The sequence below is a fragment of the Thermodesulfomicrobium thermophilum DSM 16697 genome (assembly GCF_059568695.1).
This window is the reverse complement of the sequence record NZ_JCANTW010000015.1, coordinates 51,055-71,586: the sequence shown is the minus strand read 5'-3', so window position 1 is coordinate 71,586 and position 20,532 is coordinate 51,055. Positions and strand designations below refer to the sequence as shown.

Genomic DNA, 20,532 nt, shown 5'->3' with positions numbered 1-20,532 from the left:
CGGCCTTGGGCATGGCTAGAAGATCTGCGGGTAGGAGCGCATAAAGGCATCGAGCCGCGCCCGGGAAGCCGTGATGCGCTCGCGCAGCTGCGCCCGGTACGCCGCCATGTCGGCGATGGGGGCGCGGGCCACGCCGGTATCCATGGCCGCCTGGGCCACGGCCGCGGATTCGAACTCCATGAGCCGCAAGTCCACCGGCTTGGGGATGATGTAGTCCGGCCCGAAAGTGAGCTTGTCCACGCCGTAGGCCGCAAGCACATACTCGGGCACCGGCTTCTTGGCCAAGGCCGCCAGGGCCCGGGCGGCCGCCAGCTTCATGGACTCGTTGATGGTGGTGGCGCGCACGTCCAACGCGCCGCGGAAGATGAACGGAAAGCCAAGGACGTTATTGATCTGGTTGGGATAGTCCGAGCGCCCGGTGCCCATGATGGCGTCCGGCCGTACGGCCTTGGCCTCGTGGTAGCCAATCTCCGGCACCGGGTTGGCGCAGGCGAAGATGATGGGGTCTTTGGCCATGGAGGCCACCATGTCCGGGGTGACCACTCCGGCCTTGGAGAGTCCGAGGAAGACGTCCGCCCCGCGCATGGCCTCGGCCAGGGAAGCGAAGGCCGTGTCCGTGGCAAAGAGGCGCTTTTCCGGGGAGAGGTCGGTGCGGCCTTTGTGGATATGGCCGCGGGAGTCGAACATGGCCACATTGGCCGGGTCGATGCCCAGGGCGACGTAGAGCCGGGTGCAGGAGATGGCGGCCGCGCCCGCGCCGGAGACCACCAGCCGCAGGTCCTCCAGGCGCTTGCCGTTGATCTCCACGGCGTTGAGCAGGGCCGCGGCGGAGATGATGGCCGTGCCGTGCTGGTCGTCATGGAAAACGGGGATCTGCATTTCGGCCTTGAGGCGCTCCTCGATGGCAAAGCACTCCGGGGCCTTGATGTCCTCCAGATTGATGCCGCCGAAAGTAGGCTCCAGGGCGCGTACGATGGCGCAAAAGCGGTCAGGGTCGGTTTCCGCCACGTTGATGTCGTATACGTCCACGTCGGCGAAGATCTTGAAAAGCAACCCCTTGCCCTCCATCACCGGCTTTGCCGCATAGGGCCCGATATTGCCCAGGCCCAAGACCGCCGTGCCATTGGACACCACGGCCACCAGGTTGCCGCGGCCGGTGTAGGTGTAGCTGGCCTCGGGATCGCGGGCGATCTCCAGGCACGACTCCGCCACCCCCGGACTATAGGCCATGCTCAGGTGCTTTTGGGTGTGGTAGGGCTTGACGGGGACGACTTCCAATTTTCCCGGCCGCACCGTGCTATGGTACTGCAGGGCCTCTTCCTTGGTAAAAAGCGCCATGTATCCTCCCAGGGGCGTTGCCCCGTTCGTATTCCAACATCCGAAACCCCCGGCAGCCGCACGCGCCGGGCAGCATGCGAGGCCCTAGGGCCTCGCACTATCGTCCCAGAAGCTGCTTTACCGCAGTAATGCCCATCTTGCGGCGCAAAAACCCAAGCTGGTTTTGCAGCGGCAGATTCTTGGGGCAGACGTCCTCGCAGGCCAAAAGCCCCATGCAGCCGAATACGCCAAAATCATTGCCAATGAGTTCGAAGTAGTCCTTGTCCGTGCGCTCATCGCGCGGATCCACGGCAAAACGGGCGATGCGCGCCAGGCCTGCGGCGCCGAGGAAATCCGGACGCATGCGCGCCGTGGAACAGGCGGCGATGCAGCAGCCGCACTCGATGCACCGCTCCATCTCATAGATGGCCTCGGCCACGGCATTGTCCATGCGCGCCTCTTCCTTGGCGGGATCAAAAGGCTGGGAGGTATGAATCCAGGACTCCGTGCGGGTGTACATCTCCCGAAACCACGTGCCGGTGTCCACGCACAGGTCGCCGATGAGCTTGAAGACCGGCAGCGGCAACAGGGTGATCGTCTCCGGCAGGTCCTTGGTCTTGGTCTGGCACGCCAACCGGGGACGGCCGTTGACCACCATACCGCAGGAGCCGCAGATGCCCGCGCGGCAGCAGAAGTCGAACATGAGCCCGGGATCCTGCTCTTCGCGCAGCCGGTTGAGGGCGATGAACAGGGTCATGTTGGCCGTTTCCTCCAGGACGAAGTCCTGCATGTGCGGCGTGGAGTCCGGGTCCTCTGGATTGTACCGGAAGATATGGAAGGTCAGGGTTCGAGCCATGAGTGTCCTCGCAGGGTTGGAATATCAGCCTTGGGCGCGGGTCTTGGCCGCCACCACCGCCGGATCCGCAGGGATGATCTTGCCGCCGCCGTAGCCACGGTCTCCCGGCGGGATCTCGAACACCGGGGTGGCGTCTTCGTAGGCCAGCCGCGGCAGGGTCGCGCCCTCGTCCCAGTAGGCCAGGGTGCGGGAAAGCCAGTCGCGGTCGTTGCGCTCCGGATAGTCCTCGCGGTTGTGGGAGCCCCGGCTCTCGGTGCGGGCCAAGGCGGCGGTGGCGATGCACAGCGCCAGGCGCACCTGGCCGGGAAGCTTGAGGGCCGCGGCCAATTCGGGGTTCGCGCCTTTGCCCGAAGAACGCAGCCCCAAATGCTGGCTGCGCTCGAGCGCTTCCTGCAGCCGGGCAATGCACGCCCGCAGGCCGGCGTCGTTGCGGAACACGAAGCACCCTTCCATGAGGGCGTCCTGCATCATGCCGCGCACGGCAAAGACATCCTCCGTGCCCTGGCTTCCGGACACCAGGGCCTGGATGCGCGCCTTTTGCCGGGCCACCTCGGCGCGGACCAGATCCATGGAAAACGTCGGGGCCGGAGTGCCCTGCAAGAACTCCACGATACTGCGGCCGATGATGCCGCCGGCCACCACGGTCTCGGCCAGGGAGTTGCCGCCGAGCCGGTTGAAACCATGCAGGTCCCAGCAGGCCGCCTCGCCGGCGGAAAAGAGCCCGCGCAAACCGTAGGCCGCGCCGGTCTTGTCCGTGCGGATGCCGGCCATGGTGTAGTGCTGGGTGGGGCGCACGGGGATGAGGCTCACCCGTGGGTCGATGCCGAGGAAGTGTTTGCAGATCTCGTCCACCTCGCGCAGCTTGGTGGAGATATGGGCGTCGCCCAAGTGGCGGATATCCAGCCACAGATGCTCGCCGTAGGGCGAGGGCACGCCCTTGCCCTTGCGCATGTGTTCGGTCATGCGGCGCGAAACCACGTCGCGGGAGGCGAGCTCCGCCTTGGCGGGCTCGTAGTCGGGCATGAAGCGGTACTCGTCCACGTCGAGCAAGGTGCCGCCGTCGCCCCGGCAGCCTTCGGTGACGAGGATGTCCGTGGGCACGATGCCCGTGGGGTGGAACTGGATGGCCTCGGGGTTGCCGATGGGCACCAGTCCGGTGTCGAGCACCATGGCCGCGCCGGCGCCGTCGCAGATGACGGCGTTGGTGGTGGCGCGGTACAAGCGGCCGAACCCGCCGGTGCACACCGCCGTGGCCCGGGCGAGGAAGACCTCCAGGGCCCCGGTGCGCAGGCAACGCACCACCGCGCCCAAGGCCTTTTCCCCGTCGTGGATGAGGGCGATGGCCTCCTTGCGATCCAGCACCCGGATGCCCAGTTGGGCGCAGCGGTTGTCCATGGTGCACATGACCGCATGCCCGGTGCCGTCGGAGGTGTAGCAGGTACGCCACTTGGCCGTGCCGCCGAAGGAACGCGCGGTGATGAGCCCCGCCTTCTCTTCCTTCTCATACTTTTCAAAGAGCTCACCACCCTTGAAATAGGTGGATTTGCCCGGCACCACCCGGTTCCACGGCACCCCCCAATGGGCCAGGCGCCGCATCTCGATGGGCGCGGCCTCCACGAACATGCGCGCCACTTCCTGGTCGCAGCCCCAGTCCGAACCCTTGACCGTGTCCTCGAAATGCACGTCCGGGCAATCGCCCTCTCCCATGGCGCAATTGCCCAAGGCCGCCTGCATGCCGCCCTGGGCCGCGGACGAGTGGGAGCGCCGCGCCGGCACGATGGACAGACACACCACATCGAAGCCGGCCTCCGCAGCCTCCACGGCGATGCGCTCCCCCGAAAGCCCGGCGCCGATGACCAAAAGATCCGTCATTACGGTCTGCATACCGGCCTCCTACAGGGTTGCGTAGCGCACGAGCGCGGCCAACGAGAGCACCACACCAGCACCGAGGACGTACAGCCCAAGGCGCACCGCCTGCGCGCGGCAAGTATCCTGGATGAAGCCCCATTTCACCCCTGCCCGGTACACGCCGATGACCGCGTGGGCCTGGCCCAATGGGGCAAGGAGCAGATAAAGCACCACCCAGCCGCCGGACTGCACCCGCGCCGCGGAGGCCGCAGCTTCGATGGCGCCGGCATTGATGGTGGTCCACATATGCATGACGCCCAAAAGGAGCACCGCCATGCCGGATGCGGCCTGAAAGACCCACGCCCAGGTATCGGCGTGGCGCAGCATCCGCGCCTGCGCCCACAGGGCGCGCTGCTCGCGCACCCGGAAAGGCACCTTGCGCGCCGCAGCCGCAAAGTGCACGAGGAAGAGCACCGGCACGGTCCAATGGGCGAGCGTATCCAAATGCACCGCCTCCAGGCCGCCGGCAACGGAATTCAACACCGAGGCCCCCAAAAGCACGCTCGCAGTGAGCAGGGTATGGAAGGCCAAAAACAGCGCCAGCCCCAGGCCTGAAAGCACTTGTACCCAGTCCCACATCGCGTCGACGCGGCAACTTCCCCGCCCGACTTCGGGACGATCCACGGTCACCAGAGAAACAGCCATAACACACCTCCCCAACACGAAACAAACCACACCGCGCCCCCCAATGGACCGCAGCGTGTCGCCCGCTAGCCCCCGTGGCCTGATCGGTCAATCACAAACGGCCGCACAAAACGGTGGAAGGCCGCAACGATTCGGTTAGCGGCAGGGGGCCGCAGGCCGCAAACCCATGCCCCACCCATATCCGGCACCTGCAGTCCAGACGCGGTCGTGCCCGCCCCTCTTGACGTGGACCACGCCTCCGGCAACCCTTTTTTCCACAAAAGGCCTGGATGTACCGCTCCATGCCCAAGCCCCCCCAATACGGCAACACGTCATCGCCGACCCTGCTTGTGCTCTCCACAACTTTGCCCTATGGCACCGTCCAGAGGTAATTCCATGTTTCTTCGTTCCGTATGGTCCTGGGTTACAGCCGTGACGCTGGGTTCGCTCTTCTTTGCCGCCTGGCACGGCTTCGAGGCGGACCGCCAGTTTCGCGCCGATCTCCTGCTTGAGGCCCAAGGCATCGCCGCAGGCCTCAATGTCCAACGCATCGACCAACTCACCGCCACCCGCCACGACCTGGACAGCCCCGCCTACCACCGCATCTCCCAGCAATTCTTACAGGCCAAACGCCTGTTTCCCCTATTGGAAGACATCTATCTCATGCGGCGGCAGCCGGACGGCGCCGTTGTCTTCCTCGCCGCCGCCCAAGCCCAAAGCGACCCGGACGCCGTCCTGCCCGGCCAGCCCTACCCCGAGGCATCACCAGAGTTGCGCGCCGTGCTGGAGCAAAAAAAAGACGCCGTGGAAGGCCCCTTGGCCGATGCCTGGGGCGAATGGGTGTCAGCCCTCGTGAGCCTCCCCACCCAGCAACCCACGCTGCTGGGCATTGATATCGATGCCGCCCGCTACCGCCAGTTCTTGTGGGCTGCCGCCCGGCCTCCCCTGTTTCTGGGAGTGGCGTTCCTGGCCGCAATGCTCGGGGTCTGGCAATGCCAAAATCGCTTTCGGGAACCCTTGCTCGTGGCCCTCCTCGGCGGCTTGTGTACCCTCCAGGCAGGCTGGGCGGCATGGACCTTGGAGCAGGAACACCGCCATCAGGCCTTCCTGGTCCTTGCCCAAAGCGAAGTACGCGCCGCGGCCACCCGCCTGCAGAGCGCCCGCGATCATCTCCTGGAGTCCTTGGCGGGACTCTACGCCAGCTCCGAAGAAGTCACTGCCTCGAAATTCTTCGCCTTCACCCACAAGTGGCGCACACTTGCCTGGCTGGACTTTGCCGGAATCGTCGACATCGAGACCTCCACGCTCTCCCCGGCCACCAATCCTGGCGTGGTGAGTTGGGACATCACCTCGGTGCCCGCCCTCACCCAGGCACGGCTGGAGAGCCTGCGCACGGATCTTGCCACCGCCGCCCTGACCCCGCTTCTGGGCCGCGCCACCCCCAGCCTCGTACTCTTTACGCCCCTATGGCAGCGCAGCCGCTTGCTCGGTCACGCGTGCGTGGCGGTGCACTTGGAAACCCTGGCCACCTCCACCAACCCCGGCGCGCAGCTACGCCTCAATCCCATCCCTGTGGAGGGCATCTCTGCCCCCCACAGGGGCACCACAACCCTGCCCATCTTCATCGGCGGCCAGGTGCTCGCCATGCAGGTGATGCCCACCACGGCGTTTCTCGCCCTCCACCCCTGGCACGGCACCCTCGCCGTCGTGATCTTCGGGGTCGTCCTCACCGCCCTGACGGTCCGTATGGCCATGAGCACGCACCAGAAGCGGGAGCTGCTCGAACGCCTGGTGCGCAAGCGCACCCGGCAGCTCCAACGCGCCCTGGAGCAATTCCGGGCCTTATATACCAACGCCATCACCGGCATCGCGTTCCACGAACTGATCCGTGACCGAGACGGCACGCCAACCACCTACCGCTATCTGGACGCCAACCCGGCCTTCGCCCTGCAGACGGGCATCGACCCGCAGTCCATCCGCGGCAAGACCGTGGAAACGGCCCTGGGCGTGGACACGCCGCCCTTTCTCACCACCTACGCCCAGGTGGTGGACACCCAGGCCCCGATCAGCATGAACATCTATTTTGCGCCCATGCAGCGGCACTTTCTCGTCAACGCCTTCCCCCTGCCCCAAAAGGACTCCTTTGCCACGATCTTTCTCGACACCACGGCCTGGGTGCAGACGGAAGCGACCCTGCGCGAGCAGACCCAACTGCTCTCCACCCTTTTGGAGGCCCTGCCGCTGCCGGTCTACATCAAAGATACCGAGGGCCGCTACCAGGAGGTCAATCCCGCTTTTTGCGCCTTTTTCGGCGGCGAGCGCAGCCAGTATGTCGGCAAGACCTTGACCGAGGCATTTCCCGAACTTGACGTGGGCACCTTCCAAGAAAAAGACCGAGAACTCTGGAAAATCAAAGGAACCCAGGTGTATACCACCACCATCATCCGGGCCGATGGCAGCCCCCGGCGCATCCTCTTTCACAAGAAAGTCATCACCGACGCCGCCGGCACCCCCACCGCCATGGTGGGCGCCATGACCGACGTCACGGAACTGGAAGAGGCCAACACCCGCCTGCGCCAGGCCAACAGCCGCCTGGAGGAGGCCGTGGAGCGCATCGCGGCCCTGGCCAGCGAGGCCGAGGCCGCACGCAAGGGGAAAGAACGCATCCTGGCCATGCTCAGCCACGATCTGCGCGCCCCGGCCGCCAGCGCCGTCAATGCCGCCCGGATGCTCATGGACACCGACCTCTCCCCGGAAGCGGCGGCCCTGGTGCAGAGCCTTGCGGCAAGCGGCCAGGCCATGCTCGACCTCTTGGAAGACACCTTGAGCCTGGAGGCCCTGGAGCACGGAGGCATCCACCTGCAGCCCCGGCCCACGGACCTTGCGGCCCTCGTGCGCGAGACCGCGACCAGCCTGCTGCCCCTTGCCCAGGCCAAAGACCTGGAACTCACGGCCCTGGCGCCGCCTGTCCCCACGCTCCAGGCCGACCCGAGGCGCATCCGCCAAATCCTCACCAACCTGGTGAGCAATGCCGTCAAATTCACCCCTGCGGGCGGGCAGATCCGCATCGAGCTTGGCATCCTCGAGGAGAGCGAGACCCAGGTGACGGTGGAGCTTCGCGTCACCGATACCGGGCCGGGCATTGCCCCCAAGGACCAGCAGCGGATCTTCGAGCGCTTCGGTCAGGCGCACCCGGAGAGCAGCAGCCAGGGCGTGGGCCTTGGGCTTTGTCTGTGCAAGGAGCTCGCCCAGGCCATGGGCGGCACCATTGGGGTGGAGAGCGAAGAAGGCCAGGGGGCGTCCTTCTGGGTCCGCCTGCCCTTGGCGCGCACGGCGTCTTCATCGCCCAAGCGCCTGCGCCCCTTGCGCGTCCTGGTGGTGGACGACGACGTGGTGAGCCGCACCGTCACCGCGAGTCTGATCGCCAAGGGCGGGGACACCGCCAAGGCAGCGGACGGCGGTACGGCGGCCCTGGCCGTCTTGACGGCGGCCCAGGAGCCCTTCGACGCCGCGGTGGTGGACCTGCAGATGCCGGACATGGACGGCTTTACCCTCGTGCGCCGCATCCGCCAGGGCCACGCCGGGGCCGCCCACACCTCCATGGCCGTGGTGGCCCTCACCGCCAGCGACAGTGACGGGCCGGCCTGCGCCGAAGCCGGATTCGACGCCTACCTCGTCAAGCCCGTGGACGCCACGGCCCTGGCCGTCACCTTCGCCCAGCTTACCTCCGCGCCGCGTCTTTCATAAAACTTGGGCATCCTCACCCTCGTCCCACGGAGCATACCCATGCCGGAAGATCCCGACCTCACGACCCTGCGCCTGGCCATTGGCGGCATGCACTGCGCGGCCTGCGCCGCGCGCATCGAGCGCGTCACCTCGCGCCTGCCCGGGATGCACGCCGCCACCGTATCCCTCACCGCAAACGAAGGGGCCTTCACCTTCGACCCCAACCAGCTGGAAATACACGTCATCCAAAAGGTCATCGAAGAGGCGGGCTTCACCGCCCAGGTCATCGAAGAGGCCGATCCCGACGAGGAACTGCGGCGGCAGGACGAACGCGAGGCCGCCCGGGCGGCAGCCCTTGCGCGCCGGGCCCTGTGGGCCTGGGTGTTCGCCGGCCCGCTGCTCCTCATTGCCATGGGCCCCATGCTGGGGCTGCCGCTTCCCACGGCCTTGGATCCCCACGTGGGCGCCCGGCCGCTGGCCCTGCTGCAGCTCGCCCTCGCCCTGGCCACGGCCTGGGTGTGCCGGGACTTCTACCGTGACGGCATCCAGGCCTTGCTGCGCCGCGCCCCCACCATGGACACCCTGGTGGCCCTGGGCACCGGCGCGGCCCTCCTCCACTCCCTGGGCACCATGACCGCGGTGTTCTCGCCGACGTTTTCCGCCCATGACCTGTATTTTGAATCCGCAGGCACGGTACTCGCCATGATCGCCCTGGGAAAGGCCATGGAGACCCGGGCCATGCGCCAGGCGGCCGAGGCGGTGCGCGGCCTTCTGCGTCTGGCCCCGGAAGAGGCCACCCTGGTGGAAGACGCGGGGGAACGCCGCGTGCCGGTGCGGCTGGTCCTTGCCGGCATGCGGGTGCGGGTGCGGCCTGGGGAGCGCATCCCCGTGGACGGCACGGTGGCGGCCGGGGAAGGCCACGTGGACGAGAGCATGCTCACCGGCGAATCCCGCCCTGTGCGCCGCGCCCCCGGAGACCCGGTCTTCACCGGGGCCATCAACCTCGATGGCAGCCTGGTGGTGGAGGCGGTGCACGTGGGCCGCGAAACCCTGCTCGCCCGCGTGGCGGCCCTGGTGGCGCAGGCCCAAAATGCCAAGGCCCCCATCGCCGCCCTGGCGGACCGCATCAGTCTGGTGTTCGTGCCCGCAGTGCTCGTCATCGCCGCCGGAACCTTCCTTGCCTGGCTTGCCGCCCATGCCCCGCTCACCATCGCCCTGCGCCATGCGGTGAGCGTGCTCGTCATCGCCTGTCCCTGCGCCATGGGCCTGGCCACGCCCACGGCCATTCTCGTAGGCTCCGGCCGGGGGGCGCGGCTGGGGATCCTCTTCAAGAGCGGCGCCGCCATGGAGCGCCTGGCCCAGGCCACGGACGTGGTCTTCGACAAGACGGGCACGCTGACGCAGGGCCAAATGCACGTCACCCACGTGCTGCCCCTGGCCCATCTGGACGGCCCGGAGGTGCTCGCCCTCGCCGCCGCCGTGGAAGCCGCCAGCGAGCACCCCATTGCCCGGGCCATTGCCGCAGCCAAGCCCGACGCCGTGCCTGCGGAGGATTTTCAGGCCCATCCCGGCCGCGGCGCCCAAGGGCGTGTGGACGGCAAAACCGTGCTCGTGGGCTCGCTGCGCTTCCTTGCCCAGCACGAGGTCGTCGTGCCCGCCGAGGCCCAGAAGGAGGCAGCGCGATTGGAAGACACCGGGTCCTCGGTGGTGGCCGTGGCCGTGGAAGGGACCTTCGCCGGGCTGGTGGCGGTGGGGGACTCCCTGCGGCCCGAAGCCCACACCGTGACCACCGCCCTTCGTGAACTGGGGCTCACCTTGCATCTGCTCTCCGGAGACACCCCGCGCGTGGCCCGAACCGTCGCCGGACAACTGGACATCGCCTCCGTGCAGGCCGGGGTCCTGCCCGACGGCAAGGCTGCCTGGGTGGGCGAGCTCGTGGCCCAAGGCCGACGTCCCGCCATGGTGGGCGACGGCATCAACGACGCGCCCGCCCTGGCCGCGGCCTGGGTGGGCATCGCCATGGGTTCGGGCCAGGACATCGCGGTACAGGCCGGCGACGTGGTGCTCTTGCGCGGCGAGCTCTCGGCCCTGGTGGACGCCGTGGCCCTGGCGCGGGCCACCATGCGCCATGTACGGCAGAACCTCTTTTGGGCCTTTGCCTTCAATACCCTCGGCATCCCCTTGGCCGCCGGCGCGCTCGAGCCGTGGCTCGGCTGGAGCATCAGCCCCATGTTCGCCGGCGCGGCCATGGCCATGAGCTCGCTTCTGGTGGTGGGCAACGCCCTGCGCTTGCGCTTGGTGCCGCTGTCCGCTAGCAGGCGCGCATCCGCCCATGCGTGAGTAGGAGCCCCATGGAAACCACCCGTTTTTGCCCCAGCACCCAACTCCAACCCGGAGACATCTGCGCACAGACCGTGCGCACGCCCTCCGGCCGGACCATTGCCGCCGGCACCCCGCTTAGCCCCGCAGACATTCAGGAACTGCGCACCCTGCCAGGCATCCATGTGCGCCGCACCATCGACGAGGCCGCGCGCGCCAAGGCCATGCCCCTGGCGCTGCGCGCCTATTTCGGACAGGACGTCTGCTCGCCGGTGGGACAAACACTGCTGCAGCTGCGCGCCCAAGCCGAGGCCGAACGCCTCCTCCGGGGCCTGCCGCCCCTCGCGCCGGCCACTCCCCGCTCCGTGGCCATCACGCCCCCGAGCCTGCCGCCGGCGGTGGACCTCACGAGCTTCGAGCCCCCGGAACTTCCCTCCACGGCCCAGCAGCTCCTCGGCGCCTTGGCCACAGACAGCATCGACGCGGAAAAGATCACCCGCATCGTCGCCCAAAGTCCGAGCCTGGCCGGCCGGCTGCTCAAACTGGTCAACTCCCCGGCCTTCGGCATGCCGCGCCGCGTGGACCGCATCGACCGCGCCGTAATCCTGGTGGGGGCCCGTGAGCTGGGACTGCTTGCCACCAGTATCCTGCTCATCGAGCACTTCGGCGTCGTGTCCCGCGCCATGGTGGATATGCGCACCTTTTTCGCCCACAGCATCGCCGTGGCCGCCGCTGCCCGGCATCTCGCCCAGAGCGCGCAACCACAGATGGCGGAAACCGCCTTTGCCGCCGGACTGCTCCATGATATGGGACGGCTTCTCTGCCTGAGCATCTTCCCCGAACGCGCCAAGGTCTGTCTCGAATGGTGCCGTGCCCACGGCCGCATGGTGCGCGAAGTAGAAGCCGCCTTCTTCGGGCACGAGCACGCCTCCCTGGGAGGGGCCGTGCTCGCGGCCTGGAACCTCCCGGAGCCCATCGTCCAGGCCGTGGCCGGGCACCACGCGCCCCAGGGCTTTCTGGCGGCAGTGATCCACCTGGCCGACTGTCTGGCCCACGCCGCGGCCCTGGGCGCCAACGGCGACCCAGTGCCTCCCCGAGCCCACGCTCAGGCCCTGGAGCTCGCCCACCTCAGTCCTGAAACCCTGATGGACGCCGCCGGTGCCGCCCAAGCCAACACCGACGCCTTCCTTGCGGCCCTTACATGAACAGCCCCCAAACCTACGAAGCATGGCGGGCGCACGTGCGCCGGCACCTCATGGCCGCCTTTCAGGCAAGTCCTGCCAGTGCGGACCACCTCCTGACCGTGGCCGAAACGACATTGCGGCAAGGGATTACGGATCTCTCCCGCGCCCTGAACACGAACAAGGGCCCTGCCTTGGCCAAATCCGGCCACTTCCTCAAAGGCGCCCTCACCAACATGGGACTGATGACCCTGGCGGACCAGGCTGCCCGCATAGAGGCCTTGGCGGCCGCGCAACCAGAGGAGGCCGCACGCCAGGGAGAAGCACTCCGACGCGCCCTCGACGCCCTGCTTCCCCCCAATACCGACGAAGCGGTCTGAAAGACATTCCCGACCGCTTCCCTGCCCCCACGACAGCAGTCTGAGTTCCCGCAGCACTACTGCGGCGGCAGGTTTACCATGAGGGTGCGCTCGAGCCAGCCCTGGTCGCGCAGATAGCGGAAAATGGCGGTCTCGCCACGCAGGATGAGCTCCCGGCCCGGACCCTGCCACACCACCAAGACCGGCACGCCGTCAAAACCTTTGGTTTTGAAGTAGGATCGGGCATTGCGCACCGTCTGGCGCAAAGATTCCGGCACCGCTACGGGCGCCGGGTGCTCCATACTCTCCTGACGCAGCACCGCGACGAAGGGATTCTCCGGTTTCCCGTCCTCCGTCTTCTCGGCCAAAACCTTCTGCACCGCCACCATGCGGTAGAAATCCTCTTCCCGACCATCCAGCGGGGCGAGATACCAGGCTCCGGAGAGGTGCTCGATGTTGATGGCCAGGTTGGCGAGCACTTTGGAACAATGGCCGCAATGGAAACTGAAAAAGAACACGTGCCGAGGGGCCGTGGCGTTTTGCGTATCTCCCCAGGAGACGAACACCGTGTCCTGCAGGGCCGGGGGCTGCACCTGAAAATCGAGCACCGCGCTGCCTGCAAAGCCGCCACTCCATGCCGCAAGTCCCAAGACCAGCACCCCGATGCTGCGCCGCACCCACGCCGCGGCCGCGACGGTGAGCCCGAGAAGGCCGCCGGTGATGGCGCAAATGAGGCAAAATTCCCGCAAGGCCACGAATTGGAAGCCCAGAAGCGTGCCGTCAAAGGCCAGTGCCCCGGCCACGAGCAGCCCAAAGCCGCCCCAGATCCAGGCCTTGGGGTAGCGGCCGGCGAAAAAGGCCACCAGCCACAAGAGCCAAAAAAAGGCCGCACCGAACTTGAGCAGGTTGCCTTCCCCGAAGCGGATATACTCGCCCACCACGGCACAGCCGGTGGTGGTGCATAGCGAAGTATGGCGCACGGCCTGCATCCACACTTCCAAGGACAAAAACGCCGCCGCAGCAAAGGTCACCACCAAAAGCGCAAGCTGCGCCAAGGGCGGCAGCCGCAAACGATTCCACAGCGTCATCATCAGGCTCCAAACATCTTCTTGCGAAAGACGAAAAAGGCGGCCCCAAGGATGCACAGCCCTGCCCACACATAGTCCATGCTCGGCTTCTCCTTGAGATAGAGGATCGAGAAGGGGATGAAGACCGACAGGGCAATGCATTCCTGCAGAATCTTGAGCTGTCCCACATTCATGACCTCGTGGCCGATGCGGTTGGCCGGCACCTGGAGCAGATACTCCAAGAGGGCGATCCCCCAGCTCACCAAGGCGGCGATGAACCAGGGCGTACCGGAAAGGTTCCGCAAATGGCCATACCAGGCAAACGTCATGAACACATTGCTCAAACACAAAAGACCAACGGTCATGAGATACGGGCGCATTGTCCTTCCTCCTTGGCGCGACCCACGATGGGCGTCAGAAGGGCGCTTTAGACACGGAGCGATAAAAGGCAAGGGGCAAAACCGGAGCCTGCGCCCACATCCTGCTTGAACCCGACGCCTTTTTACGGCACCAAAATTTTTCCCTATATTCCAACCAAGGAGACCCTCCATGATCATTGGTGTACTCAAAGAGATCAAAGTGCAGGAAAACCGCGTCAGCATGACCCCTGCGGGAGTGGAGATGGCCGTGGCCCGGGGGCATACGGTGGTGGTGGAGACAAGCGCAGGCGTGGGCAGCGGGTTTGACGACGCGGCCTACACAGCCGCAGGCGCCCGCATCCTGGAGCGCCCCCAAGACGTCTTCGCCGAGGCCGAGCTCATCCTCCACGTCAAGGAACCGCAGCCATCGGAATACGATCTCATCCAGTCCCACCACACGGTCTTCACCTACTTCCACTTCGCCGCCGACGCCGGCCTGACTGCAGCCATCCGCACAAGCGGCTGCGTGGCCCTGGCGTACGAGACCGTGCGCGGCAAGGACGGCGGGCTGCCGCTGCTCACCCCCATGAGCGAAGTGGCCGGCCGCATGGCGGTGCAGGAGGCGGCCAAATACAACGAGCGCACCCACGGCGGCCGCGGCATCTTGCTTGGCGGGGTGACCGGCGTGGCCCCAGCTACGGTGCTCATCATCGGCGGCGGCATCGTAGGCACCAACGCCGCCTTCATGGCCGCGGGTCTCGGAGCCCGAGTGCTCCTTTTGGACACCAACATGGATCGTCTCCGGTACCTTTCGGAGGTCATGCCCAAAAACGTCACCCCCCTGGCAAGCTCTCCGGCAGCGATCCGGGATCTGGCATGCGAGGCCGACGCCATCATCGGCGCCGTGCTCGTGGCCGGGGCCAAGGCGCCCAAGCTCATCACCCGGGAGATGCTGCGCGACCTCAAGCCCGGGTGCGTGCTCGTGGACGTGGCCATCGACCAGGGCGGCTGTTTCGAGACCTCGCACCCCACCACCCACGCGGACCCCATCTTCGAGGTGGACGGCATCATCCACTACTGCGTGGCCAACATGCCTGGGGCCGTGCCCATCACCTCCACCATGGCACTCACCAACGCCACCCTGCCGTACGTATTGGCCATCGCCGGCAAGGGCTGGAAGCGGGCCTGCCAGGAGGACTCCGGGCTGGCCGCGGGCCTCAACATGGTGGCCGGGCACATCACCCATCCTGGAGTGGCGGAGGCCTTCGGCCTGCCCCTTACCCCAGTCGCCGAAATCCTCGCCTAAACCCTGGGCGGCCATACGGCTGCCCCGGGGATCGTTCCAAAAAGCACAAAACAGGCCAGCGGCATCCGGCCATCGCCGGCTTGGACGGCGCAAGCCATGTGCTTTGAAGCGCAAGGGCTTTTTCGCGCCACTCCACCTTGATCCCATGGCGTCAAGCGTGTATCCGGAATCGACCATCTTCGTTTCCCGGAGGACGCCATGCGCCTTGCCCCCAAGATCTTCCTTCCCCTTGGTGCGGTGTTGACGGCTGCCGCCCTTCTCGTCCTTGCCTTGGGTTATTTCATCGCCCAGGATATCCAACGGCACCTTTTGGAGCGCCTGGCCCACAACTACGAAACCACGATCCGCCTGCTCATGGAGCACAGCATCACCGAGGCGCGCGACGTCGCCGCCTTGTTCCTCCGCTTGCCCGAGGTGGAGGCCGCGTACCGCATCGCCCTTTCGGGCAACATCAATGCCGAAGACGACCCCAAGGCGCAGGAGGCGCGGCAGATGCTACGCACGGCCCTCAAACCTCTCCTTGCCGGATACGAGAAGACCACGGGAAACAAACTCAAGCTTCATTTCCATCTTCCAAGCAACCGCAGCCTGGTGCGGTTGTGGCGCAGCGTCAATTTTCAGCGTGGCGGCAAAGACCTGGACATCTCCGACGACATCAGCTCCTTCCGCCAGACCGTGGTCCGCGCCAATGCCGAACGCCAGCCGCAAAGCGGTGTTGAAGTGGGGGTGGGCGGCTTCGACCTGCGCAGCGTCCTGCCCATTACCGCCGCCGACGGCACGCACCTCGGCAGCGTCGAGGTCCTGGTGGAACTCGGTACCATCCTCGACGAAGCCGCGCACCGCCTCGGTGTGGACCTCGCTCTGTTCATGAACGACAATCTGCTACCCATCGCCATCCAGCTTCAAGACACCAGCAAATACCCACACCTGGGCGGTTTCGTTCAAATTCGCGCCCCGGCCGACAGTGCCACCGTCGCGGCCATGGACCCAGACTGGCTCATGCAAGCCTCGGGAGGACGCACCTTGCGTGCAAGCACGAATCGCGTGCTCCTGGCCTTCCCCCTGCACGACTTTTCCAAAAAGCAGATCGGGGTCCTCGCCATCGCCCAGGATACCCAAGAATTGACCGCATTGATGCGGCGCGCCGGCTCTCTGGCATGGATTGTCGGCCTAGCACTCCTTGCCCTGGTGTACGGGGTCATCCATATCACCATATCCCGCACGGTACTGCGGCCGCTGCATCGCCTCACCCGTGCGGCCCTGGATATCCGAAACGGCAGCCTGGACGTCGAGATCTAGGCATTTGGCATTACCATAAACGTCAGAGGTACACCATGCATCTTTCCATCCTGCAGCGCATCATCCTCATCACAATCATCCCGCTGACAGCCTTCCTGGTGGCGGAAGGGCTCACCGTGCGCGACCTCTTGGTCGAACATGCCATCGTCGCCGAGATGCAAGGCAACATCCCCCTGTTCGCCGCCGCCTCCACCCTCATCGACCGCCTCCAAAAAGAGCGCGGCACCACCACACTATGGCTATCCGGGGCTTTAGACATGCACGAAGTCCAAAACGTCCGGGCAGCCGCCGACGCTGCCTGGGTGGAGTTCGAAAAGCGCCTCGGGCAAGCGGCGCTCGGCGCCTTCTCCCTCGATGGGGTGCGCGCGCTCAAATCCCGCATCCAGGAGGTGCGCAGCACGTTGTCCACTCGCGATCCTAACCTCCGCGAACGCATCATGGCCGCCTATTCCGGCTTTATCACCGAGCTCCTCAGGCTCCAGGGAGCGGTGGTCAATGCCCGCACCAGCAGTGGATTGGGCAAGGTCCTGGGCGGAGTTCTGCTCATGGATTACGGTAAAGAAAAATTCGGACAGCTGCGGGCGCTGGGAGGAGGTATTCTGGAGGCAGATCAGCCCTTGTCTTTGGACGAATTGACCCTTCTGATGCAGGTCAAGGGCGAAGCCGAGGCCAGCCTCACTTCGCCGGCACTGGTCCTCAGCGCGGAAAACCGCAAAAAACTCCAGGAATTTCCCAATCAGCCCCATTGGCAGCAGACCGAACAGGCCTTAAGCGCCATCATCCAGCGCGCCCAAAGCGGCGGTTTTGGTATCTCGCCCACCAGCTACTTCGAGGCCATCTCGAAGAAAATCGAGGATCTCGCCGAGATTCTCCGCAGCGAAATCAATCTGCTCGAAAAACGCCTTGCCGCCATTCACGACGAGGCTGTGCGATCCTTCTGGAAGTCCATCGCCCTGGTCGTGGCGGTCACCGCTGTGACACTCATCCTTGCCGTCTATTTCATCGTGGGCATCGTACGCCGCCTCCGCCAGGTGGGCGCCGCCATGGAAGACATCGCCCAGGGAGAAGCGGATCTTACGGCCCGCCTGCCCGAAGGCCATGACGAGCTGGGGCGGCTTGCGCGCAACTTCAACGTCTTTGTGGGCTCCATCGCATCCCTGGTCCAGAGCATCGGTGCCGTCTCGTCGCAGCTCGATACCAACGCTAAAGACACCAAAGAGCGCGCCCGGCAGATGGAGATCACCATGGAAGAGACCTCAGCGCGCGCCGATACCGTGGCCGCTGCATCGGAACAAATGCACGCCGACACGGCAGCGGTAGCCGAGCGCATCGTCACGGCCACCTCCACCTTGGCGGCGGTGGCTGCAGCCACGGAGCAGATGAGCGCCACCATCCAAGAGATTACCGGGCAGACAGGACAGGCGCGGAGCATCAGCAAACAAGCGGGCACGCAGATCGGCGAGGTGCAGAAGATCCTCGACGGGCTCGTGGCCGCTGCACGGGAAATCGGCGAGGTCAGTCAATCCATTGCCGCCATCTCGTCCCAGACCAATTTACTCGCCCTCAACGCCACTATCGAGGCGGCCCGGGCAGGAGAGGCAGGACGGGGCTTTGCCGTGGTGGCAGGAGAAATCAAGGAACTCGCCAACCAAACGGCCAAAGCCACGGATCAGATTCATAACCGCATCGAGGGCATCCAGAAGACGACTGACGCCGTCAACACCGCCGTGGAGCGCTTTGCCGGGGTCTTCCAGCAGGTGGGAGACATCGTGGAAAACATCGCCTCGGCCATCGAGGAGCAATCGCTGGCCATGCGCGAAATGGCGGCCAACATCGCCGCCTCCTCAGGGGAGGTGCGTGAGATCGGCGGCCTTGCCGAGAAAAGCAAAATTGCCTCCTCCACCATTACCGGGGAGATGGCTGCGGCGAGCACGGCCTTGGTGCAGGCGCTGGATGCCAGCCGCCAAACCCTGGCAGCAGCGGAACAACTGGCGGGGCTTGCCCAGGAATTGCACGGCCTTGTGGGAAGATTTCGGGGGTGTTGACAAGGCCGCGCCACCGCCTAGGCGGCCCGATCCAGGCTACGTAGGTTGATGGCCTCGGCCAGGTGCGGCACGGCGACGCGCTCGGCTCCGGCAAGGTCGGCGATGGTGCGGGCGATGCGCAGCACCCGGGTATAGGCCCGGGCGGAGAGCCCAAGGCGCGCCACCGCCGCCTCCAGGAAACGGTGTTCGGCCGCGCCCAGGGCGCAGAAGCGCTCCAGCCACTGGCCCGAGAGATCGGCATTGGAGAGCAGGGGGAGCCCTGCGTAGCGCTCGGCCTGGATGGCCCGGGCCGCGGCGATCTGGGCACGCATGGTGGCCGAATCCAGCCCCTGGCCTTGGCCTGCCAAATCCCCGTACGGCACCGCCGGCACCTCCACATGCAGATCGATACGGTCGAGCAGCGGGCCGGAAAGACGGCTGCGGTAACGCTGCACCTGCAGCGGCGTGCACGTGCACGCATGGCGCGGGTCCCCCAAGTAGCCGCACGGACACGGATTCATGGCCGCCACGAGCATGACGTCCGCAGGAAACTCCACGGCCAAGGCGGCCCGGGAGATGGTCACCCGGCCATCCTCCAAGGGCTGGCGCAGCACCTCGAGCACATGCTTTTTGAATTCCGGCAGCTCGTCGAGGAAGAGCACGCCCCGGTGCGCCAAGGAGACCTCCCCCGGCCGGGGGATCTGGCCGCCGCCGATGAGCCCGGCGTCGGAGACGGTGTGGTGCGGGGCGCGGAAGGGCCGATGCACCACCAGGGCTTGCCCCGGCTCCAGCCGACCGGCCACGGAGTAGACGGCCGTCACCTCCAGGGCCTCGTCAAAGGTGAGCGGCGGCAGCACCGATGGGATGCGCTGGGCGAGCATGGTCTTGCCGCTGCCCGGCGGCCCGAGAAAAAGGAGATTGTGAGTGCCCGCGCAGGCCACCACCACCGCCCGCTTGGCGTGGTCCTGACCTTTGACCTCGGCAAAGTCCACGGGAAACGACCGGCCGGTCTCCCACAAGGAGGCGATGTCCGCAGATTGCGGCGCTTGCGTGCGTTCTCCGGTGAGAAACCCCACCACCTCGGCCAGAGAGCTGCAGCCAAAGACCGGGATGTCCTGCGCCACCGCGGCCTCGGCGGCGCTTTCCTGCGGCACGATCAGGACGCGCGCCCCTTCCCGGCGTGCTCGCAGGGCGAGAGGCAAAATCCCGGGCACCGGCTTGAGGGTCCCGTCCAGGGAGAGCTCACCGGCGCACCACACCCCCGCAAGGGATGCGTGCGGCAGTATTTCCGCCCCGGCCACCAGGGCCAGGGCCAGGGGAAGATCGTAGGCGGAGCCATCCTTGCGCAGGGCCGCCGGGGCCATGTTCACGGTGATGCGCGCCGGCGGCAGACGGAACCCGGAGTTGCGCAAGGCGGCGAACACCCGCTCCTTGGCCTCGCGCACCGCGCCTTCGGCCAGGCCCACCAAGGTGAAGGACGGCATCCCGGAGCGGGAAAAATCCACCTCCACCTGCACCGTATGGGCCTCGATGCCCACCAGCGCTGCCGTGGCCACCTGGGCGATCACGCGCTCACTCCACCAAACGGCCGATGCGCTCCCAGCGGATGGACGTCAGGCTCTCCCAGGACCAGTAGAGGATCCAGGCCTTACCCTCGATGGCGCCGCGGTCCACGAAGCCCCAGAAGCGGGAGTCGTAGGATTCGTCGCGGTTGTCCCCCATGACGAAATACTTGCCCTCCGGCACGGTCACGGGGCCGAAGTTATCGCGCTTGGGGACATTGGTCCGGGGGTCGGTGTGCTGCACGTAGGGCTCCTGGAGCAGCTCGCCGTTGCGGTATACCTGCTTTTCCCGCACCTCGATGACGTCGCCCGGGACGCCGATCACCCGCTTGATGAAGTCCTTGGACGGATCCTGGGGAAATTCGAAGACGACGATATCCCCGTGCTTGGGACCGTCGAACTGGGTGATGAAGACATGGGTAAAAGGGATCTTGATGCCGTAGAGGAATTTATTGACCAAGAGATGATCACCGATCTGCAGGGTCTGGAGCATGGATCCCGAAGGGATCTTGAAGGCCTGCACAACGAACGAGCGGATCACGAAGGCGAGGAACAGAGCAATGAGCAATGCCTCGACGTATTCTTTGAGCAAGGTTTGCCAACGAGGGTTCATGGTACATCCCGA

At 66.0% G+C, this 20,532-nt stretch carries 15 protein-coding genes; 7 read left to right on the top strand and 8 right to left on the bottom strand.

What is annotated here, in order from left to right; genetic code table 11:
- Positions 1 to 15: 15 nt before the first annotated feature.
- From BR00_RS08785 to BR00_RS08770, 4 genes are all read right to left on the bottom strand, one after another.
- Positions 16 to 1,338 (bottom strand): malic enzyme-like NAD(P)-binding protein, encoded by a 1,323-nt coding sequence (locus BR00_RS08785; protein ID WP_496477218.1) that lies wholly within the window; start codon positions 1,336 to 1,338, stop codon positions 16 to 18.
- A 97-nt stretch (positions 1,339 to 1,435) separates the two neighbouring features.
- Entirely contained in the window at positions 1,436 to 2,173 is a 738-nt protein-coding gene (locus BR00_RS08780; protein WP_496477217.1) for a fumarate reductase iron-sulfur subunit, read from the bottom strand.
- Between the two features lie 24 nt (positions 2,174 to 2,197).
- The gene (locus BR00_RS08775; RefSeq protein WP_496477216.1) at positions 2,198 to 4,057 is read right to left on the bottom strand and encodes a fumarate reductase flavoprotein subunit; all 1,860 of its coding nucleotides are present in this window, start codon (positions 4,055 to 4,057) and stop codon (positions 2,198 to 2,200) included.
- A gap of 9 nt (positions 4,058 to 4,066) precedes the next feature.
- Positions 4,067 to 4,726 (bottom strand): succinate dehydrogenase/fumarate reductase transmembrane subunit, encoded by a 660-nt coding sequence (locus BR00_RS08770; RefSeq protein ID WP_496477215.1) that lies wholly within the window; start codon positions 4,724 to 4,726, stop codon positions 4,067 to 4,069.
- A 375-nt stretch (positions 4,727 to 5,101) separates the two neighbouring features.
- Between BR00_RS08770 and BR00_RS08765 the strand changes: the two genes are divergently transcribed.
- The 4 genes from BR00_RS08765 to BR00_RS08750 are packed head-to-tail and all read left to right on the top strand — an operon-like array spanning position 5,102 to position 12,311.
- A complete protein-coding gene (locus tag BR00_RS08765; protein WP_496477214.1) occupies positions 5,102 to 8,452 on the top strand; it encodes a hybrid sensor histidine kinase/response regulator in 3,351 nt (1,116 codons plus the stop codon).
- 39 nt (positions 8,453 to 8,491) lie between these two features.
- Positions 8,492 to 10,771, top strand: coding sequence for a heavy metal translocating P-type ATPase (locus BR00_RS08760; protein WP_496477213.1), 2,280 nt, complete (start codon positions 8,492 to 8,494; stop codon positions 10,769 to 10,771).
- Positions 10,772 to 10,782: 11 nt separating this feature from the next.
- Positions 10,783 to 11,955: an HDOD domain-containing protein gene (locus BR00_RS08755; protein ID WP_496477212.1), complete on the top strand. Its 1,173-nt coding sequence runs from the start codon at positions 10,783 to 10,785 to the stop codon at positions 11,953 to 11,955.
- Complete coding sequence (locus BR00_RS08750; RefSeq protein WP_496477211.1) at positions 11,952 to 12,311, top strand: Hpt domain-containing protein; 360 nt, start codon at positions 11,952 to 11,954, stop codon at positions 12,309 to 12,311. Before BR00_RS08755 ends, BR00_RS08750 begins: the two co-directional genes overlap by 4 nt.
- 56 nt (positions 12,312 to 12,367) lie before the next feature.
- Here BR00_RS08750 and BR00_RS08745 read toward each other — a convergent pair whose 3' ends face one another.
- Together BR00_RS08745 and BR00_RS08740 are read right to left on the bottom strand one after the other, a co-directional pair.
- Positions 12,368 to 13,381 (bottom strand): hypothetical protein, encoded by a 1,014-nt coding sequence (locus BR00_RS08745; RefSeq protein ID WP_496477210.1) that lies wholly within the window; start codon positions 13,379 to 13,381, stop codon positions 12,368 to 12,370.
- Positions 13,381 to 13,737: a DMT family protein gene (locus BR00_RS08740; RefSeq protein ID WP_496477209.1), complete on the bottom strand. Its 357-nt coding sequence runs from the start codon at positions 13,735 to 13,737 to the stop codon at positions 13,381 to 13,383. The genes BR00_RS08745 and BR00_RS08740 overlap by 1 nt, the downstream gene beginning before the upstream one ends.
- Before the next feature lie 169 nt (positions 13,738 to 13,906).
- Here BR00_RS08740 and ald point away from each other — a divergent pair, with 169 nt between their 5' ends.
- From ald to BR00_RS08725, 3 genes are all read left to right on the top strand, one after another.
- Positions 13,907 to 15,022, top strand: a complete 1,116-nt coding sequence (gene ald / locus BR00_RS08735; protein ID WP_496477208.1) for an alanine dehydrogenase — start codon at positions 13,907 to 13,909, stop codon at positions 15,020 to 15,022.
- A gap of 198 nt (positions 15,023 to 15,220) precedes the next feature.
- On the top strand, positions 15,221 to 16,321 hold the full coding sequence (locus tag BR00_RS08730; protein WP_496477207.1) for a cache domain-containing protein: 1,101 nt from the start codon (positions 15,221 to 15,223) through the stop codon (positions 16,319 to 16,321).
- 35 nt (positions 16,322 to 16,356) lie between these two features.
- Positions 16,357 to 18,366: a methyl-accepting chemotaxis protein gene (locus BR00_RS08725; protein ID WP_496477206.1), complete on the top strand. Its 2,010-nt coding sequence runs from the start codon at positions 16,357 to 16,359 to the stop codon at positions 18,364 to 18,366.
- Between the two features lie 17 nt (positions 18,367 to 18,383).
- Here the strand turns inward: BR00_RS08725 and BR00_RS08720 are convergent, their stop codons facing one another.
- Together BR00_RS08720 and lepB are read right to left on the bottom strand one after the other, a co-directional pair.
- Complete coding sequence (locus tag BR00_RS08720; protein ID WP_496477205.1) at positions 18,384 to 19,913, bottom strand: YifB family Mg chelatase-like AAA ATPase; 1,530 nt, start codon at positions 19,911 to 19,913, stop codon at positions 18,384 to 18,386.
- Positions 19,914 to 19,917: 4 nt separating this feature from the next.
- The gene (lepB, locus tag BR00_RS08715; protein WP_496477204.1) at positions 19,918 to 20,520 is read right to left on the bottom strand and encodes a signal peptidase I; all 603 of its coding nucleotides are present in this window, start codon (positions 20,518 to 20,520) and stop codon (positions 19,918 to 19,920) included.
- Positions 20,521 to 20,532 lie beyond the last annotated feature (12 nt).

Bases quoted from the DNA above. Each gene is read 5' to 3' on its own strand.
- BR00_RS08785 (WP_496477218.1), bottom strand. From the start codon at position 1,338: ATGGCGCTTTTTACCAAGGAAGAGGCCCTGCAGTACCATAGCACGGTG.
- BR00_RS08780 (WP_496477217.1), bottom strand. From the start codon at position 2,173: ATGGCTCGAACCCTGACCTTCCATATCTTCCGGTACAATCCAGAGGAC.
- BR00_RS08775 (WP_496477216.1), bottom strand. From the start codon at position 4,057: ATGCAGACCGTAATGACGGATCTTTTGGTCATCGGCGCCGGGCTTTCG.
- BR00_RS08770 (WP_496477215.1), bottom strand. From the start codon at position 4,726: ATGGCTGTTTCTCTGGTGACCGTGGATCGTCCCGAAGTCGGGCGGGGA.
- BR00_RS08765 (WP_496477214.1), top strand. From the start codon at position 5,102: ATGTTTCTTCGTTCCGTATGGTCCTGGGTTACAGCCGTGACGCTGGGT.
- BR00_RS08760 (WP_496477213.1), top strand. From the start codon at position 8,492: ATGCCGGAAGATCCCGACCTCACGACCCTGCGCCTGGCCATTGGCGGC.
- BR00_RS08755 (WP_496477212.1), top strand. From the start codon at position 10,783: ATGGAAACCACCCGTTTTTGCCCCAGCACCCAACTCCAACCCGGAGAC.
- BR00_RS08750 (WP_496477211.1), top strand. From the start codon at position 11,952: ATGAACAGCCCCCAAACCTACGAAGCATGGCGGGCGCACGTGCGCCGG.
- BR00_RS08745 (WP_496477210.1), bottom strand. From the start codon at position 13,381: ATGATGACGCTGTGGAATCGTTTGCGGCTGCCGCCCTTGGCGCAGCTT.
- BR00_RS08740 (WP_496477209.1), bottom strand. From the start codon at position 13,737: ATGCGCCCGTATCTCATGACCGTTGGTCTTTTGTGTTTGAGCAATGTG.
- ald (WP_496477208.1), top strand. From the start codon at position 13,907: ATGATCATTGGTGTACTCAAAGAGATCAAAGTGCAGGAAAACCGCGTC.
- BR00_RS08730 (WP_496477207.1), top strand. From the start codon at position 15,221: ATGCGCCTTGCCCCCAAGATCTTCCTTCCCCTTGGTGCGGTGTTGACG.
- BR00_RS08725 (WP_496477206.1), top strand. From the start codon at position 16,357: ATGCATCTTTCCATCCTGCAGCGCATCATCCTCATCACAATCATCCCG.
- lepB (WP_496477204.1), bottom strand. From the start codon at position 20,520: ATGAACCCTCGTTGGCAAACCTTGCTCAAAGAATACGTCGAGGCATTG.